Origin of the sequence: Veillonella montpellierensis DSM 17217, from assembly GCF_000426745.1 — a bacterium.
Taxonomy (GTDB): Bacteria; Bacillota; Negativicutes; order Veillonellales; family Veillonellaceae; genus Veillonella; species Veillonella montpellierensis.
In genome coordinates this window covers 31613-51116 of record NZ_AUFY01000013.1, presented here as the reverse complement: position 1 = coordinate 51116, position 19504 = coordinate 31613, and the positions used below count along the sequence as shown (strand labels likewise).

Sequence of the window (19504 nt, the reverse complement as noted above, 5' to 3'; positions counted from 1 at the left end):
ATTTAAAATATAAGTATGGAAATAGACATTTCTGGTGTAGAGGATATTATGTGGATACGGTAGGACGATATGAAGGAGCAATAAAAGAGTATATTCGCAATCAACTACAAGAAGATATAGCACAAGATACATTAAACTTTAAAGAGTATACCGACCCGTTTACGGGTGAGCCAGTAAAATAGGCAAAAGAAAAGCCCCCGAGTAGGGGGCAGCCAGTGGTAATAGAGTGGTTGTCAGATCATTCAATGCCCTCTTTAGAGGGCTACCACTAGAGAAAGACCCTTATAGGGTCAGAGCAAACCACCCGTTCTACGGGTGGTTATGATTGTTATATACTGTTAGAGTGAGACATTTTATTGATAGAAGACTATACACTACTTTCTATGCGAAAAAGATAAGGATTTGATAATATATCACCTAATGTATATATATTAGAGGTATTTATATTGTATTATATGTTAGAAAGATGAGTGTTTATGGTGAGCCTTTGTTACTAGATGTGATTTACATTGGAATATACAAATGAAAAGGACAGTACTGATCTATACACTATAGGACTATGTGGTACTTTTATATTGTTATATAGATGCTAGTGATGAATAGAGGAATTACTAGTTACTAGGAAGACTGTTGTTAGACGTGCAGGTTATATTAAGGAGGTTATATGAAAAAAGTAGCAATTTTAGTCAATGAAGAAACTATGCAACGTTGTTCATGTGGTGGATGTTTAGGCGCATTATTTGATAAAAAAGATGCTTTTGCACGATATGGGGATGAACCAATTCAATTGGTGTCGATGACGCATAGTGGTGGTGATTTAGAAAAGAAAATTGCCACATTGCTCAAAAAAGGGGTAGACGTTGTTCATTTATCGACATGTACACGTGGTAAAAATGAAAATTACGAGGCCATTGCTCATCGATTAGCAGAAGATTTTAATGTAGTTGGATATACACATGGTAGTGCTGTTTCTAAAAATGGTGTAGAAGCTATTATACTAGATAAAAATCATGGTCATACTTCGTCAGAAACTAAATAAGATATGATGTGCAATGAACATGTGTGATAGAAAAAGGAGAAAATTATGGGAAAACGAGTACAAGTAGTACTATGGGCATTTATAACAATTTTATTCTGGGCATCAGCATTTCCTTTTACAAAATATGTTATATATAGTGTAAGTGCTACTTCGCTTGCAGAAGCGCGCATGATTATTGGCGCTCTTGTATTATTGCTAGTTACTAGTAAACAAGGCCTGTCGTTTCCTAGGCGAAAGGACTGGATACTATTTATTGGAATAGCGATAGCTGGTAATATTGGTTATCAAATTGTCTTTAGTCTCGGCATACTATCCATTCCAGCAGCTACTTCTAGTATTATTATGGCTTTAACACCACTTACTGTAGCCAGTATGGCCTATGGTATTTACAAAGAACGATTACATATTATGGGCTGGCTATGTATTATAACAGCTTTCATAGGAGTGGGGATTGTATTGTTATGGGACGGCATGTTATATATACAAATGGGTGCTATATGGACCTTATTAGGCATGTTACTCTTTGCTGGCTACACTATACTAAGCCGTGAATTATCAATGAAAGGATACACACCATTGACAATTGCTACTTGGGGTATGGTTGTAGCTTCTTTTATGGGGATACCATGGATACCATCTATGATAGAAGAGTTAGCGCATGTGACGATGATTGAGGGCGGTATGATTTTCTTTTTAGGAGCTTTATCTAGTGCTGTAGCATTTATTACATGGGCATATGCATTGGAATTAGCAGAAAAAACAGCAGATGTAACATGTTTTATGTTTTTATCACCTGTTATTGTTACTGGTATGAGCTGGGCATTGTTAGGCGAATTCCCTAATAGGGGATTTTTTATTGGTGGTGCATTAATTATCATTTCTTTATTTTTATTTAATAAATATCGATAAGTATTCATGTGATTACTAACTGATAGCAATTATTTTGTTAAGTCTATCATTATAATTAACTTGTTTTCAATTCATAGTTTGATATACTAGGAAAGTACTGTTTTTCTAAGGAGATATGAAATATGAGTGAAAAGAAAGTTGTACCACTTTGGAAATTGTTAGCACCAGTTGTGGTAGCTGTTATTGTTTGGCTAATTGGTGCTCCTACAGGTCTTGGCGCAGGTGCGTGGCTGTATGTTAGCATTTTTGCAGGGTTAGTAGTAGGTCTTATTTTAGAACCAATGCCACCAGCATTTGTAGGTCTTATTGCTATCACCGTATCTATATTATTTAGAGTAGGGCCAGCGGTAAAAATTGATGCATTAACAGGAAATGCATTTCCTATTACTAGTGCGGCGGCTATTAGTTGGGGACTTAGCGGCTTTTCCAACACTATTGTGTGGTTAATTTTTGCAGCATTTATGATTGGCATCGGCTATCAAAATAGTGGATTAGGCCGTCGTATTGCATTGTTTTTAGTACAAAAATTAGGAACATCTTCATTGGGATTAGGATATGCCATCGCTTTAACGGATTTGATATTAGCCCCATTTATACCGAGTAATGCGGCTCGTAGTGGTGGCACAATTTACCCTGTTGTTAGTAGTATCTGTCCTATGTTTGATAGTTATCCAGATAAAAATCCTAGAAAAATAGGGTCTTATTTGACCTGGGTTAGTTTGGCTACTACGTGTGTATCTAGTTCTATATTTTTAACAGGGCAAGCACCTAATCCATTAGCTGTCGAATTAGCAGCTAAATCGGGTGTTGTCACTATGAGTTGGACGTCTTGGTTCTTGGCTCTATTGCCAGTAAGTATTATTTTATTTGTTATTACACCATTATTAGCCTATATTTTATGTAAGCCTGAAGTCAAAGGTTCTTCAGAAATTGCGAAATGGGCTCGTACGGAGTTTCGTACATTAGGAGCTATGAGTTTTGGCGAAATAGCCATGGCATGTATTTCTGTATTAGCGTTGGTATTGTGGATTGGTTCTAGTTATTTTGGTATTAATTCAACCACTACTGCATTAATTGTTATCATTTTGATGGTTCTTACAAAAATTATTACATGGCAAGATTTTTTAGCTAACAAACCAGCTTGGAATGTTTTGACTTGGTTTGCTACATTGGTACCGATGGCAAGTGGTTTAAAAAATGTGGGATTTTTAAATTGGTTAGCCCATATGGCTGGAGGGACACTTGTATCATTAGATCCGACAATAGCTATGTTAGGTTTGTTAATTGCCTTTTGTGTATTGCGGTATTTCTTTGCATCAGCAACCGCCTATGTAACGGCTATGGTAGGTTTATTTGTTGCATTAGTACTAGAAATTCCTGGTGTTAATGCTACAGAAGTAATGACCATATTATTATTACCAATGGGGATAATGGGTGTATTAACTCCTTATGGTACTGGTCATAGTCCAGTTTGGTTTGCCAGTGGCTTTATCAAGGGTCCTGAATTTTGGAAACTTGGATTTATTTTTGGATTTATTTACTTAGCAATTTTTATCATTGTAGGGATTCCTTGGATTCGGTTTATTTTACCGTATATAGGCTGATCGAGGTCCTGTACAATAATTAGTATTACTTAAATAGAAAACAGTTACTACAGTATGTAGCTTATATATTTCTTAGCTAGATACGCATCTTATGTGTATCCGTATAGAATATATAGGCTACATTTTTGTTTCTTAGATATTTTTAGGGAGTGCAGCTAGGTTATGTAGTGTGGCTCCATGATGATATTACACAGTAAATAGGATAGACTATGATGGGGATAGATACATGTAAATTTAGTGATTTCTTTAGCTTTATTACTACTATTTTGTGTAGGTCATATACATATGGGGAGAATAGAGATAATAACCGTTGCTATCAATAGTAGAATCATCATACACATTACGTATAGTTAGATAGTGACATATATCACTAATTTTTCCCCGTTATAGATTGTACGAGAGAATCAATACAAGACCTATAGGATGTATGCATATTAGTAACGATACTAGTAGCAGATATTACTAAATGGAATGTGATATATATTATACTTGTGAGATTTGTTACATTCATAATCAGAGATTTTCAGTACACTAAAAGTAAGTAGGAGGGTATATATATGAGTAATCTTTTTCAAAAGTTTAAGTATTTAGTACCAATTCATACATCCAAAGATGGGCATCAACAATTACATGAAGGTGGTCGTGATTGGGAACAAATGTATCGTGATCGTTGGTCATTTGATAAAGTTGTTCATTCTACGCATGGTGTTAATTGTACAGGATCGTGTGCGTGGAATATTTATGTTAAAAATGGATTAGTGGCTTGGGAAAATCAAATTCATGATTATCCAGAAACAGATGAATCTATGCCTGATTTTGAACCTCGTGGATGCCCAAGAGGGGCGTCGTTTTCCTGGTATTTATATAGTCCGCATCGTATTAAATACCCTTATTTAAGAGGAGAACTGGCTGAGTTGTGGCGTGAGGCTAAAAAAAATCATAGTACGGCACTTGCGGCTTGGCAAAGTATTGCTAACGATCCAGGTAAAAAGAAAAAGTATAAGCAAGCTCGTGGTATGGGGGGATTTGTTCGTTCTACATGGGATGAAGTGTCTGAGTTAGTAGCCTGCTCGTTATTGCATACAGCAATCACCTATGGGCCAGATCGTAATTTTGGATTTTCCGTTATTCCTGCTAAATCTATGTTAAGTTATGCTGGAGGACTTCGATTCCTACAATTAATGGGCGGTGTTGGTTTATCATTCTACGATTGGTATGCGGATTTGCCACCAGCAAGCCCACAGGTATGGGGCGATCAAACAGATGTACCAGAATCATCAGATTGGTTTAATGCAGGATATATTATTACTTGGGGATCAAATGTACCACTTACACGGACACCGGATGCACATTTTTTAGTAGAAGCTCGTTATAAAGGGACTAAAATAGTATCCATTGCGCCGGATTATGCAGAATCTACTACTGTTGCGGATACATGGATACCACTCAATGTGGGCAGTGACGGTGCCATGGCCATGGCTATGGGTCATGTTATATTAAATGAATATTATTGGGGACAACCAAGTGAATTTTTCACTACCTATACTCGCAACTTTACAGATTTTCCATTTTTAGTACAACTCGATGTAGATGGAGATTATTTTAAACCAGGTCGTTTCTTAAATGCTAATGATTTAGGCCGTGACGATAAAAATGCAGAATTTAAGTATTATGTAATAGATGAGTTGACTGAAGAATTAGTAATTCCTAATGGCACCATGGGCGATCGTTGGGACCGTAAAGAAAAATGGAATCTTCGTGAAGAAAATTCCGATACAGGCGAAGCGATTAAACCATTGTTATCTATCTTAGACCATCGGGATGCAGTAGTGACGATTAATTTACCCTACTTTGGTAATGAACGTGAAAGCCGCGTATTGCAACGGCCTGTACCAGTAAAACGAATTCAAACAGTTAATGGAGAACGGTTAGTTACCACTGTGTTTGACTTAACTATGGCTAATTATGCAGTGGACCGTGGCATTGGCGGTGATGTAGCTCGCAGCTATGAAGATGATATACCATATACACCATCTTGGCAGGAAAAATATACTGGTGTGCCAGCAGAAACTGTGATTCATACAGCTCGTGAATTTGCTGATAATGCGATTAAGACTAATGGACGTACCATGGTTATTATGGGCGCAGGTATCAATCATTGGTTCCATGCAGATGTTATTTATAGAACCATCTTAAACTTATTACTATTTTGCGGTTGCGAAGGCCGTAACGGTGGTGGATGGGCTCACTATGTAGGGCAAGAAAAACTTCGCCCTCAAGAAGGTTGGGGCGCCATTATGAAAGCTGGAGATTGGCAAAAACCACCGCGGTTACAAAACTCCACATCATTCTATTACTTTGCTACAGGACAATGGCGTAATGATGAAATGGATATGCAAGATTTAGTATCTCCTGTAGAAAGCAACTCCTTACGCTATAGAAACCCTGGTGACTATAATGTGTTGGCCGCACGATTAGGTTGGTTGCCATCGTATCCGACTTTCAATAAGGGCGGTCAACAATTAACTGATGAAGCCATGTCTCAGAATATGAGTGTAGCTGACTATATTGTCAAGAGTTTACAGGATAAAACGTTGCAATTTTCAGTAGAAGATCCTGATGCGCCAGAAAACTTCCCACGCAATTTATTTGTTTGGCGATCTAATTTAGTAGGTTCGTCCTCTAAGGGGAATGAATTCTTTATGAAATATTTGTTAGGTACTAAACATGGTGCTTTTGCAGAAGAAGAAAGCCGAGTGAAACCGAAAGAAATTAAGTGGCGTAGTGAAGAAGAAATTAATGTACCTGGTGGCGCTGGTGAAGGTAAACTTGATTTATTAATTGATTTAGATTTTCGTATGGCTAGTACAGCGTTATATTCTGATGTAGTTTTGCCAACGGCAACTTGGTATGAAAAAGATGATTTGTCTTCCACCGATATGCATCCGTTTGTACATCCTTTCCAGGCCGCAGTGGATCCTTTATGGGAGTCGAAAACAGATTGGGAAATTTTCAAAACCTTAGCACAAGCTGTTTCTAAGGTGGCAAAAGAATCGGATTTACCAGTTTACAAAGATGTAGTAGCAGTGCCATTAGGTCATGATAGTGAAGGAGAAATTGCACAACCGAATGGTCAAGTTAAAGATTGGAGTAAAGGTGATTGTGAACCGATTCCAGGAAAAACAATGCCTAAACTAGTAACAGTAGAACGTGATTTTAAACAGATTTACGAAAAATGGATTGGTTTGGGACCCAATATTTCTAAGCAGATGAGTTTTGAAACGATGACGTGGGATTCTCAAGAATTCTACGAAGAAGTAGGACGACGTAATGGATATATTGATAATAAGGACTATGTATCGTATGGATGTCCATCTATTTTCACTGCGAAACAGGCGGCGGATGCTGTGATGGGAGTATCCAGTACGACGAATGGTAAGGTAGCCGTTAAACAATGGCGTGAAATGGAAAAACATACAGGCCTTTCTAATTTAACACGACTTTCTGCTGACCGTGAAAGTGAGCGGTTTACCTTTGAAATGGTGGCCGTACAACCGAGAGAAACAATTACGTCTGCTATTTTTACTGGAAGTAATCAGAATCGTCGCTATACACCGTTTACAAATAATGTCGAAGAATTGATTCCGTTCCGCACAATTACTGGTCGTCAGTGTTTCTATTTAGATCATGAAATGATGCGTGAATATGGAGAAGCACAAGCAGTTTTCCGACCAATTTTAGATTATGCACCTATGAAACATGCTATTGGTGGCACTAAAGAAATTACATTGAAATATTTAACACCGCATAATAAGTGGAGTACGCATAGTATGTACTTTGATAGTCAACAATTATTGACATTATTCCGTGGTGGTCAAACTGTATGGATGAGTGAAATCGATGCCGCTAAAATTGATATTAAAGATAACGATTGGGTAGAATTGTACAATCATAATGGTGTTGTCACATCACGAGTGGCGGTGTCTCCTCGTATTCCAGAAGGCGTTGTATTTATGCACCATGCACAGGATCGCCATATTAATGTGCCTGGCTCTCAACTATCCGGTACTCGTGGTGGTACGCATAATTCACCAACTCGTATTCATATGAAACCGACACATATGATTGGTGGTTATGGTCAATTAAGCTATGGATTTAACTATTATGGACCTACAGGAAATCAGCGTGATATGTATGTAATTGCTCGTAAAATGGAGGAGGTTGATTGGCTTGAAGATTAAGGCACAAGTGTCCATGGTAATGAATCTTGACAAGTGTATCGGTTGTCATACTTGCTCCATTACTTGTAAGAATGTATGGACTAACCGCGAAGGTGCGGAATACATGTATTTTAATAATGTAGAAACAAAACCAGGTATTGGATATCCTAAAAATTGGGAAGACCAAGAGCAATGGAAAGGTGGCTGGGAATTAAAGGATGGAAAATTAGCATTAAAATCTGGCTCTAAAGGATTGCGATTAGCTAAACTTTTCTTTCATCCAGAACAACCAGAATTACATGATTATTATGAACCGTGGACCTATGACTATGAAACATTGATTCATTCTAAACGAAAAAATCATCAACCCATTGCGCGTCCTCGCTCGCTTATTACACAGGAACGTATGGAAATTAACTGGGGTCCTAACTGGGAAGACGATTTGGCTAATGGAGAAACAGCACGACAAGATGTGAATTTAAAGAACCTTGCCGAGTCTATTACGATGGAATTCAAAGATCTATTCATGAAATATTTACCGCGTAATTGTAATCATTGCTTGAATCCAGCTTGCGTAGCGGCGTGTCCATCAGGGGCTATTTATAAGCGCGATGAAGATGGGGTTGTTCTTGTATCGCAAGATGTATGTCGTGGGTGGCGCCATTGTGTGCCGGCATGCCCGTATAAAAAAGTATATTATAATTGGAAAACTAATAAAGCGGAGAAATGCACATTCTGTTTTCCTCGCTTGGAAAATGGATTGTCGTCTATTTGTGCAGATACCTGCGTAGGGCGTATTCGTTATCAAGGGGTACTACTCTACGATATGGACAAAGTAGAAGCGGCAGCATCCGTCACTAATCCACAAGATATTTACGATCATTTATTAGACGTTATTTTAGATCCTCATGATCCAATAATTATTGAAGCGGCTCGGCAAGAAGGTATTCCAGTAGCGTGGATAGAAGCAGCACAAAATTCGCCAGTGTATAAACTGATTAAGGAATGGAAAGTATCATTACCATTGCATCCCGAATATCGTACATTACCAATGGTATGGTATGTGCCACCATTGAGTCCTATTACGCGTGCTGTAGAGTCAAATGTATACTTGCCAGACTCAAAAGAGATGCGGATTCCATTAGCCTATTTAGCAGAGCTATTTAGTGCTGGCAATGTAGAAGTAGTGGCGAATACATTACAACGGTTATTGGATATGCGTGCCGTTATGCGTGCTAAAGAGGTGCATGAAGCATTACCAGCTCAGTTAGAATATGATGAGGCTACTTATGAAGCTATGTATCGATTAATGGCAATTGCTAAATATAAGGATCGTTTTCATATTCCAGCTGGTATGCATGAACAATCACAGGAAAAATTGAAAGAATTGCAAGGTAGTTGTGGCTATCATTGCCCAGGGGGGTGCTAAGTATGATAGACCATAGCAAAACGTTACAGATAATTTCGTATTTATTAGAATATCCAGATGCAGAGTGGCGTGAGGAGTTTTCTCTTTATCGTCAGATGCTTGGTGAGGTTAGTGTCCCTCAAAATCGCGATGCATTGGCAGAGTTTTTTGATTATGTAGAAGAACAAGGATTTGCTGCATATGAAGAAGAATATGTACGGAGTTTTGATTTTTCACAAAATACTAACTTATATTTAACTATGCATGATCGTACTGATTTTGGAAAGCAAGCGAATGAAATGGTTGTATTTAAACAAATGTTTTTGGATCATGGATTTGATATTACCAATGAACTACCAGATTATTTACCTGCTATTCTAGAATTAGCCAGTACATTAGATAGACGTGAAGCTTTTACTGTATTAGCATTTGCAAAGCAGAAAATTGAGTTATTGCGCAATCGATTAATCAAAGCTAAATTACCGCATGTATTTTTGCTAGATGTCGTATTAACTGTTATGACGCGATTGGAGGAACAGTAAGATGAAACTATTTATCTATGGCATATTACCATATATTGCTCTAACAGTATTTTTGGCAGGTACTATTCTTCGCTATGTATACTTTGAAAGAAATTGGACGACCAAGTCCAGTGAATTCTTATCTAAATCAGATATTCGCTATTCAAATAATATTTTTCATGCCGGGCTTATTATGGCTTTTGGTGGTCATGTAATCGGATTATGTATTCCTGAAAGTTGGACGTTATCGATAGGTATGACTAATGAGGTGTATCATTTCGTATCGTTAGCAGGAGGATTACCAGCGGCAATATTGATTATTATTGGCTATATATTACTCATGAAACGGAGATTTACCAATCCCTATCTTCGAGCAAATACGAGTCGCATGGATATAGTATTATATATTCTATTAGGAATTACATTACTTACCGGTTGTAGTTCTACCTTGTACAATACGGTTAATCATTTTGATTATCGTCAATTTATTTCTCCATGGTTTAGATCGTTGTGGATGTTATCACCAGATATAGAACTGATGGAACATATTCCTATGATATTTAAGATTCACATGGTATCGTGGCAATTGTTAGCGATTGTGTTTCCTTTTACTCGTTTAGTCCATTGTTTGAGTTTTCCTTTTACCTATTTACGTCGTAGTCCTATCGTATACAGGAAAAATAAATAGTAACGACGACGGGACGGTATTGTAGAGATAACATGATAGTGTAGGGTATATCCTACTAGAAAATTTAATATGGACCTATAAAACATATCTTACATAAGAATTTGATAGATTATAGCAATAGAAAATCTAAGAAAAGCATACAAGGCTATGACAATTATGTCATAGCCTTGTATGCTTTTCTATATCAAATAGGTAGTAACTATTACTATAAAGTTATGGGTATTAGGCTTTGATGCTAGCACCTTTACGAGCATAATATATCCAAGTGATGATAGTTGAAATAAGCGTAAAGGCGATTAATACATAGAATGCAGGTGCTACTTCTCCAAAATTACTATAAGCAATGCCGAATAATTTAGGAATAAAGAATGCTCCATAGGCTGCTACAGAAGCAGTGAATCCAGTAACTAACGATGCTTGTAGATTATCAGGGAATACAAAGGGAATCATGCGGAAAATAGCACCATTGGCAAATCCAGTGGATAAAAATAGTATCATAAACGATATAAAGAACAAGATAAAGTTATGAACTTGAATACCTGTTAATACACCAATGGCTGTTACTAATAATAGTAATAGACTCCAGAATGTAACAGAGGCGCCACTATTCACTTTATCAGCAAGCCAACCGCCAACAGATCGAAGACTAGCGCCGATAAATGGTCCCAAGAAGGCGGCAAAGCTAAAGGATACTTCTGGAAATTCTTTGGCTACTAAGATAGCTAATGCGGCAGAGTAACCGATGAAAGAACCAAAACCACAAGTATATAACCAGGTTAATAGCCAAGTGTGCTTGTTGCTTATAATAGAAAGAATCGCTTTTGGATTTGGTTTTGGTGTAGGAAGATCATCCATAAATAGAGCAATTAATAATAATGTGATGATAATAGATGCTACACCAAAATAGGAAAGATTTTGCAAATATAAAATATTGCCATTGGTAGTTACGAGACCATTACCTAATAATCCACCAAAGCTTAAACCAGTTACGATAGGACTGGCTAAGAAGATGACTGAGACACCTAAATTACCAAGACCACCATTAATACCAGCGGCAGTGCCTTTTTTTGCTTTCGGAAAGAAGAATCCAATATTGGCCATAGAAGAAGCAAAGTTGGCACCAGCTAAACCTAATAGAGATACAATGTAAAAGAATGTGTCATAGGATGTGCTAGTATCGCCCAAAGCTTGACCAAGCCAGATGACAGGAATTAATAGGATAGCTGTTGAGATAAATGTCCATGTTTTACCGCCTAATAATCCAGGCATATAGGTATAGACAAAACGAAATGTAGCACCTACTAAACCAGGTAAGGCAGCTAATGAAAAAATTTCTGCATCGGTAAAATGAAAACCTACCTTATTGAGATTGGCGGCAATGGTGGCCCATAACGTCCATGCAACGAAGGCAATTAATAAGGACCAAGTGGATGTCCATAGATTTTGTGTAGCAATTTTTTTGCCAAATTTTTCCCAAAACTCAGGGTTTTCCGGTTCCCAATGCGCTAATATTTCCTTTCGTGTAGGGTGACTCCCTAATATATTCATTACATTTGTATCACTCATAGCAACTCCTCCTACTTATTTACTATATACATATTACCGTGATTTTATATGTTATATCTATGAATGGCTCTAGGAATATTATATAGTACTCTAGTCCAATTCAATGTAATAAATATCACATTACTATTAATTCTATATAAATAACAAGAATGGTACATACAGAACATTAGCTTTTATGATATGATAATACTATAAGGTAAGGAGGTAGGTATGGATTCATTAGTTCGACAATTATATGAATTGCCTGGGAGAATTATCAAATTACATACAAATGAATATTTGTTTACAGAAGGTGAAGAAGCACGCTATTTTTATATCGTTCGGTCTGGGCAGATTTTTATTACTAAAAACTCAGGTACCGGTAGAACATTGTCACTACGGTTAGCACAAGCTGGCAGTATTGTTGGAGAATTAAAATTATATGACGGTACAGGTGGATATTTGTTTAATGGTGTAGCGCAAAGCCCATCAGAAGTATATGCCATTGAAATTGCTTGTTTAGAACGTCATTTGGAAAAACATCCTAAGTTAGCGATTGCGTTATTAAAAATTTTTAGTAAGCATATGAGAAAACAACATTCTAAATTTAGGGATTTATTATTATATGGTAAAAAGGGAGCTTTATATTCAACCTTAATTCGATTGGCGAATAGCTATGGAAAGCAAGAAGCAGGGGGGATTTTGATTTCTGTACCGTTAACGAATCAAGAGTTGGCAAACTATTCGGCTACCGCTCGTGAAAGCACGAATCGCATGCTTACGGAACTTAGAAAACAAGATGTGATTGAGTATCGAGGCCATTTAATTTTTATTAAAAATTTATCCTATTTAAAAGAGGCCATTCAATGCGAAGATTGTGATAGAGAAATTTGTAATATTGAATAATGTATACAGCGCTATATGGTTAGTCATTGAATGAATCTAATTAAAATAGTCATAGATGATAATGATTTCTAAGAATTTATGAGAAAATGTTAGTTTTTATGAATGACATTGATGTGGATGTGTAAAGCTCTTACAGTGATAACTATATTTCATTATGATGCTACATGTCATGGTAATATGAATTGTTATGTTTGGTACCTTTCTAGTAGGCCTTATCGTATATAATTCTATAGGCAAATTATATACGGCGAGGAAACTACAGTTCTTTTCATAATACAATATAGAGATTAGTTGATTATACATAATTAGCTAATCTCTATTTTTAATGGGTAGGTTAGATTGTAATGGGCTATGGATACATTGATGATATTGCTTTACCAGCTTCAGATATCTACATATTTGGCATGAAGTGTTACATATATAAAAAGAGTGGTTATTTCGAGTATAGTTAATGTCGATAGGATTCACTTTTAGTATGTGATGGTGTATAATACTATATTGTTTATCTATGAATAGCATAGTGATTATTATTGTATTCTTATCATATCATGTTATAAATAAAGAGAAAGAAGAGATATTATGAAAGAATTAAGTAGACGTACAGCCACTTTTACCGATTCAGTTATTCGTCGCATGACAAGAATTGCTAATCAATATGGAGCTGTTAATTTATCCCAAGGGTTTCCAGATTTTGATCCACCTAAAGAAATTACCAATCGATTGGCAGAAGTCGCCCTAGAAGGTCCGCACCAATATGCAATTACCTGGGGCGCTCAAAATTTTAGAGAAGCATTAGCGAAAAAACATGCTCATTTTTCGGGGATGACGGTTGACCCTAATCGTGAAATAGTAGTCACTTGTGGTAGTACGGAAGCGATGATGGCAGCGATGATGACGATTGCTAATCCAGGGGATAAAGTAGTTGTTTTTTCTCCATTTTATGAAAATTATGGGGCTGATACTATTTTATCTGGGGCAGAACCAATTTATATTCCTTTAGTACCACCGAGCTTTCATTTTGATGCGGATTTATTAGAACAAGCATTTAAAGATGGTGCTAAGGCGCTTGTGTTATGCAATCCTTCAAATCCGTGTGGTAAAGTATTTACCGCTGAAGAATTACAAGTAATTGCTGAATTATCCATTAAATATGATGCCTATGTAATTACTGATGAAGTGTATGAACATATTTTATATAAACCTAATACACATGTATATATGTCCACATTGCCAGGTATGCGGGAACGTACTATTATTTGTAACTCCTTGTCAAAAACATATTCGATTACTGGTTGGCGCCTAGGGTACGTAATCGCTTCTCCAGAAATTATAGATCGCGTTAAAAAAGTACATGATTTCTTAACGGTAGGTGCTGCAGCACCATTGATGGAGGCAGCTGTAGTAGGCCTTAACTTTAAAGATGATTATTATGAAGAATTACAAAATCATTATACTCATATGAAAGATGTATTCGTAGGAGGTCTACACAATCTTGGTATGAAATATACAGAGCCACAAGGTGCATATTATGTCATGATGGACGTATCTGAATATGGCGTTACAGACGATGTGGCTTTTGCCGAGTGGATGACACAAGAAGTTGGCGTTGCTACTGTACCTGGTTCTAGTTTCTTTCATGAAGATGTACATCACTTAGTACGGTTCCATTTCGCTAAGGAAGATGCTACCTTATATAGTGCATTAAATCGTTTAGAAACACTTCGTGATAAGGCGATGAATGCTACCAATGTAAGTTGGCGATTATAAGCACTAATTTTTCAAGGATAAAGTGCTTTTTAATTCTGTCATGTTAGCATGATTGATAGTAGATAGAAATAGGTTTCAATGTATGAATGAAAGTGTATAGAAACCATAGAATTGTTATTTAGAATACTTTCATTACTAGTGCCTGACTGCTATACAGCAGTCAGGCACTAGTTATATCTGTTACATCATAGGCGTAAATGAAGAGGACTCTTGGTAAACTTTCATTGTAGGTATACTAGACTATTGCTAATGATTCATCGAGTTCATAGGGGTGCTCACATAGCTCTCTTTTTTGATATACCCTATAGTGCAGACATAGAGAATGCGTGGAGCCTATTGTTAACGAAATGAATGGGAAATTAGTTGACTATATAATTCATGTCATTTATAATCATACAGAGAGGTGATATCATGCGTGCCTTGTTTAAAGCATTAACCACATGTGAGGTACCTTTTTATAATCCTATTGTAATTACGAGATTAGAGTGGACATCTCTTCATGATTCCAATGAATTGCAAAGGGATATATTACAACAGTCATCTAGACTCATTTCAGTTCAACTTGTTAATCATGAAGGTACGCTAATCGTGCAAATGATGAAGCATCAAAGTCAAACAAGTCAACTGAATAGGAAAGAATACGTTCGTAAGGTGACTGATGATACTCATAGAATGGAGACTTTCATAGAGAAGCAAATGGTAATCACCAAAGATGAAATTATTGATTTCGTTCATGATGTAGGTGATACTAATCCCATTCATCGACAAGTGCCGTATATTGTGCCAGGCTGTCTTATATTAGAGCGTTTACATAAAGCATTACCGACGGTTAGACGCTGGAAGTTGCGCTTTTATCATGCGTTATGTGCAGGAGAACCGTTTCTGATTAGAGGGCGCGCATCGTCTATGATTGGCAGTGTGGGGCCTAGAAAAATTGTAGCGATAGATTATACATCATAATCGTTATAATCCTATAGGTAAGAGAGACAAATTAATTACTTTTATTACTGTGATGAAGGGTATGTGAATGACATGCCTAATAGAAAGAGGTAACTATGATCGATGTACGAACATTAACGAAAATGGCATTATTATTAGCATTAATGTGTATTTCTGCATTTTTATCATTTCCGAATCCGTTGACACCAGGCATGATGACAACATTGTTAACGTTGATTATGTGCTTAGTAGGTTTTATGTTACAACCTAAACAAGCATTTATTGTATTAGCCGGGTATGTTATATTAGCCTCGTTTGTGCCTGTCTATGTGGGTGGTCGTATTGCTAATATTTTTGGACCTACTGGTGGCTATATTTTGAGTTGGCCTATTGCCTATACTGTATTGAGCTTGTTAAAGGGACATACTTCTAGTTTCTGGCAATACACATGGCGTTCGATTGTCATTACGATTCCTTTAGTACATATTGGTGGTATTGCAGGATATATGTTATTCACTGGCATGGGACTTCATCAGCTATGGGCAGCATTCCTTCTTGTGTCTGCGCCATTTATTCCTACAGATATTGTGAAATGTATTATCGCTGCTTGGTTGGCTACTAAAATTAAAATTTAAGGCTTATCATTTTCTAGTTGTGTCATCGCATAGAAATTGCTATTACCTTTATGGTGGTGAAAGTAAGCTAATTTATAAGGTATAGTTCCATAGATCTATATGCCAGTGATTTTTCATGTGCATTAACAATGATTCCCTATAGGGGCTCCCTTAGGATGACACTATCTTTTATTACTAGTGATGTACTTGCATTATATAGGCGGAGTATGTAATAAGAGTGTAGATATCAGTTCTTATTTGTGAATACAACATGAGGCATGTAGGATTGACATGATGTCTATACACGGTGTTACAGATATGGCGTAACAGTTGATACGACAAGAGATAGTTTTGATGATGCTGCTATAGTTTGCTAGCAAAATTAGTGCTTAATGAAAGCTATCTTATGTCACCGTAGTTAGCGTATCTTATGGATATGGTATATTAGAAAAAGATAGTTAATAAAGGATGGAACGAGAAGAGATTGTTTCTTTGCACAAAATGATATTTCAATAGTAAAACTAGTTGGCGAGATTCTGCCAATTCGCTATTAATATATGGGAAGTAGCTTTGTTTATAATCACATATTAATGAAAAGATTCTTGCGGAATTTTTTCTATTAAACTATAAAACCAGAGGCAAGTTGATATTTTTTCATCAACTTGCCTCTGGTTATTTTGTGCTATTTTATTACAGTTTCGTTTACGTAAGAGGAGATGTAGTTATTACACATTAAATCTAAAGTAGGTTACATCACCATCTTGCATGATATACTCTTTGCCTTCTAGGCGAGCAAGACCTTTTTCTTTAGCTACTTTTTCACTGCCACAAGCGGCTAATTCGTCGAAAGAAACGATTTCAGCACGAATAAATCCCTTTTCAATATCGGAATGAATTTTACCAGCAGCTTGTGGTGCTTTAGTGCCCTTTACAATTGTCCAAGCATGGGTTTCCTGAGGCCCTGCAGTGAAATAGTTGATGAGTCCAAGTAGGGAATAGCTAGCTTTGATTAATTTATCGAGTCCGCTTTCAGTGAGGCCAATTTCTTCTAAGAACATAGCCGCTTCTTCATCGGACAATTCTGCAATTTCAGCTTCAATGCGAGCAGACACGACAACACAAGTAGAGCCTTCTTTAGCAGCATAGTCTTGTACGCGTTTTACATAGTCGTTTTGCGAGTAATCAGCTACTTCGTCTTCAGCTACATTAGCCACGAATAAAGAAGGCTTAGCTGTTAATAGATTTAATTCTTTTAGCATATCTAGTTCTTCTTCAGTAAGGCCTATGGCACGAACTGGAGTAGAGTTTGTTAAATTATCTATAACACGTTCTAGGACAGGCATTTCAGCGCGCGCATTTTTGTCGCCAGATTTAGCAATTTTTTCAATGCGTTGTTTACGTTTTTCTACAGTATCTAAATCGGCTAAGCATAGTTCAATGTTAATGATTTCAATATCTCGTAATGGATCAATAGAACCAGCTACATGGGTAATGTTAGGGTCATCAAAACAACGAATGACTTGGGCAATGGCATCAACTTGACGGATATGGCTTAAAAATTTATTACCGAGTCCTTCGCCTTTAGAAGCACCAGCTACAAGACCTGCTATATCAACAAAACGCATGGCAGCAGGAATGATTTTTTTGGATGCGTACATAGTGGCTAATACTTGTAATCGTGCATCGGGCACATCAACTACACCTACATTAGGCTCAATAGTACAGAAAGGATAATTAGCTGCTTCTGCACCAGCTTTTGTAATGGCATTGAATAATGTACTTTTACCGACATTAGGAAGACCTACAATACCTACTTCAAGATTTGTACTCATGTTTTACCACCTTTGTTATTGTAAATGACTAGAGTGACTAGTATTATGAAAGAATAAATTAGTATTTGTTTATTAGATTTGTTTACGAACATATATTATATCATATATTGTGTGTAAATATATATCTTTATCGTGATTATTTAGATAGAGTCTGTGAGTTAGTGTTTTTAAGCATGTACAGATGGTGTTTTAATGATATATAGATATACTAAACATTGCTTGTAGTGTTGTGGCGTTACTATGATTATTGTATGTATGCTAGCTAGTATGTCAAAGAATTTTATCAGGACATGAACAAGATGAAACCATTAGAAAGCGGTAGACATCGATGTTTTAATAAACTACAATTGGTAATGCTTATATACTGTAGCATAGCGATTTTAAGAAATGACTACATGGATATTCATGGTATGAATCATTGTAAGAAAAAATGAATCGATTGGGACTTAGTATATACAATAATAGTGAGGCACTATCATAGGACAGTACCTCACTAGATGAATCATTCATTGTTTATAAGGAGTGAGCTCGCAATTCCTCAGCACTATGTGGTGATAGCCAAGCAGGAGCAATATCAAATACAGTGTAAGCTCCTTTTCCGCCATGGTTAGCTAAACGATATAAACCACGACTATAAGCAACGAGTACAGCACCAGTAAATTCTGGATTTGAGTCTAATGTTAACGAGTATTCAATTACGTGACGAGTACCTTTTTTTGTTTCCCCTGAACGAAGGACGAAGCCACCATGAGGAATTCCTTTGTGATGGGTATCTAACTCTTCTTGTGAAATAAAGTGCACAGTTGTTTCATAGCCAACAAAATAATTTTTCATTGTTTTGATAGATTGTTCAATTTTCTGTTTATCAGCACCATCTGCGGCAACTACATAACATTCACGAGTGTGCCCTGTATACGCGTCAACAGTTGGTGTTTGTCCATGACGAATTTCATCTAATAAATTTTCTTTTGGACAAGTATATTGACGGGCATCAAGCACACCATCTATACGACGAATCGCATCAGAGTGGCCTTGACTTACACCACGTCCCCAAAATGTATAAGACGTTCCTTGCGGTAAAATACTTTCTGCATATACGCGGTTTAGAGAGAACATACCTGGATCCCATCCACAGGAAATGATGGCTGTATGGCCATTAGCTTTTGCTACTTTGTCAACGTTTGCAAAATGTTCAGGAATCTTAGCATGTGTATCAAAACTATCGATACAGTTAAAATGTTTTGCAACCATTGGTGTTTGTTCCATTAAATCAGTTGCTGAACCACCGCATAGTATCATTACATCAATTTTCCCTTTGAAAGTAAGTAGCTCATCCATACCATAAACAGGTACGCCACTCACACTTGTAATACCACTACGACGGGAGAAAATAGCGACTAACTCCATATCTTTCTGTAAATGTAGTGAAGTTTCAACGCCGCGTGCTAAATTGCCATATCCGACAATACCAATCTTAATACTCATAATATCACTCCTTTAGTCTTCAATGCT

The 19504-nt window shown here is 36.8% G+C and carries 15 protein-coding genes; 12 read left to right on the top strand and 3 right to left on the bottom strand.

Annotated elements, in window-relative coordinates; all coding sequences use genetic code 11:
- The 8 genes from K357_RS0105140 to narI all read left to right on the top strand — a co-directional run.
- Positions 1-182, top strand: a 182-nt coding sequence (locus K357_RS0105140) for an IS200/IS605 family transposase (protein ID WP_028257762.1), incomplete at its 5' end; no start/stop codon positions are given.
- A gap of 482 nt (positions 183-664) precedes the next feature.
- Positions 665-1039, top strand: coding sequence for a CGGC domain-containing protein (locus K357_RS0105135; protein ID WP_028257761.1), 375 nt, complete (start codon positions 665-667; stop codon positions 1037-1039).
- 45 nt (positions 1040-1084) lie between these two features.
- The gene (locus K357_RS0105130; RefSeq protein ID WP_028257760.1) at positions 1085-1948 is read left to right on the top strand and encodes a DMT family transporter; all 864 of its coding nucleotides are present in this window, start codon (positions 1085-1087) and stop codon (positions 1946-1948) included.
- A gap of 122 nt (positions 1949-2070) precedes the next feature.
- A complete protein-coding gene (locus tag K357_RS0105125; RefSeq protein ID WP_028257759.1) occupies positions 2071-3552 on the top strand; it encodes a DASS family sodium-coupled anion symporter in 1482 nt (493 codons plus the stop codon).
- A 557-nt stretch (positions 3553-4109) separates the two neighbouring features.
- Positions 4110-7793, top strand: a complete 3684-nt coding sequence (locus K357_RS0105120) for a nitrate reductase subunit alpha (protein WP_028257758.1) — start codon at positions 4110-4112, stop codon at positions 7791-7793.
- Positions 7783-9201 carry a nitrate reductase subunit beta gene (gene narH / locus K357_RS0105115; protein WP_028257757.1) on the top strand — a complete coding sequence of 473 codons (1419 nt, stop codon included), beginning with the start codon at positions 7783-7785 and terminating at the stop codon, positions 9199-9201. The genes K357_RS0105120 and narH overlap by 11 nt, the downstream gene beginning before the upstream one ends.
- Before the next feature lie 2 nt (positions 9202-9203).
- A complete protein-coding gene (gene narJ, locus K357_RS0105110) occupies positions 9204-9722 on the top strand; it encodes a nitrate reductase molybdenum cofactor assembly chaperone (RefSeq protein ID WP_028257756.1) in 519 nt (172 codons plus the stop codon).
- A gap of 1 nt (position 9723) precedes the next feature.
- Entirely contained in the window at positions 9724-10389 is a 666-nt protein-coding gene (gene narI, locus K357_RS0105105; protein ID WP_028257755.1) for a respiratory nitrate reductase subunit gamma, read from the top strand.
- Positions 10390-10611: 222 nt separating this feature from the next.
- Here the strand turns inward: narI and K357_RS0105100 are convergent, their stop codons facing one another.
- The gene (locus K357_RS0105100) at positions 10612-11955 is read right to left on the bottom strand and encodes an MFS transporter (protein ID WP_028257754.1); all 1344 of its coding nucleotides are present in this window, start codon (positions 11953-11955) and stop codon (positions 10612-10614) included.
- 210 nt (positions 11956-12165) lie between these two features.
- On the opposite strand from K357_RS0105100, the gene K357_RS0105095 reads away from it, so the two are divergent.
- The 4 genes from K357_RS0105095 to K357_RS0105080 all read left to right on the top strand — a co-directional run bounded on the left by K357_RS0105095 (position 12166) and on the right by K357_RS0105080 (position 16181).
- On the top strand, positions 12166-12840 hold the full coding sequence (locus tag K357_RS0105095; RefSeq protein WP_028257753.1) for a Crp/Fnr family transcriptional regulator: 675 nt from the start codon (positions 12166-12168) through the stop codon (positions 12838-12840).
- 579 nt (positions 12841-13419) lie between these two features.
- Positions 13420-14607 (top strand): pyridoxal phosphate-dependent aminotransferase, encoded by a 1188-nt coding sequence (locus K357_RS0105090; protein ID WP_028257752.1) that lies wholly within the window; start codon positions 13420-13422, stop codon positions 14605-14607.
- 411 nt (positions 14608-15018) lie between these two features.
- Positions 15019-15567: a hypothetical protein gene (locus K357_RS09355; RefSeq protein WP_051212125.1), complete on the top strand. Its 549-nt coding sequence runs from the start codon at positions 15019-15021 to the stop codon at positions 15565-15567.
- Between the two features lie 95 nt (positions 15568-15662).
- On the top strand, positions 15663-16181 hold the full coding sequence (locus K357_RS0105080) for a biotin transporter BioY (RefSeq protein WP_231562217.1): 519 nt from the start codon (positions 15663-15665) through the stop codon (positions 16179-16181).
- 704 nt (positions 16182-16885) lie between these two features.
- On the opposite strand, the gene ychF is transcribed toward K357_RS0105080, so the two are convergent.
- Complete coding sequence (gene ychF, locus K357_RS0105075; RefSeq protein ID WP_028257750.1) at positions 16886-17992, bottom strand: redox-regulated ATPase YchF; 1107 nt, start codon at positions 17990-17992, stop codon at positions 16886-16888.
- Positions 17993-18505: 513 nt separating this feature from the next.
- Positions 18506-19477 (bottom strand): diaminopimelate dehydrogenase, encoded by a 972-nt coding sequence (locus K357_RS0105070; protein ID WP_028257749.1) that lies wholly within the window; start codon positions 19475-19477, stop codon positions 18506-18508.
- Positions 19478-19504: the final 27 nt, after the last annotated feature.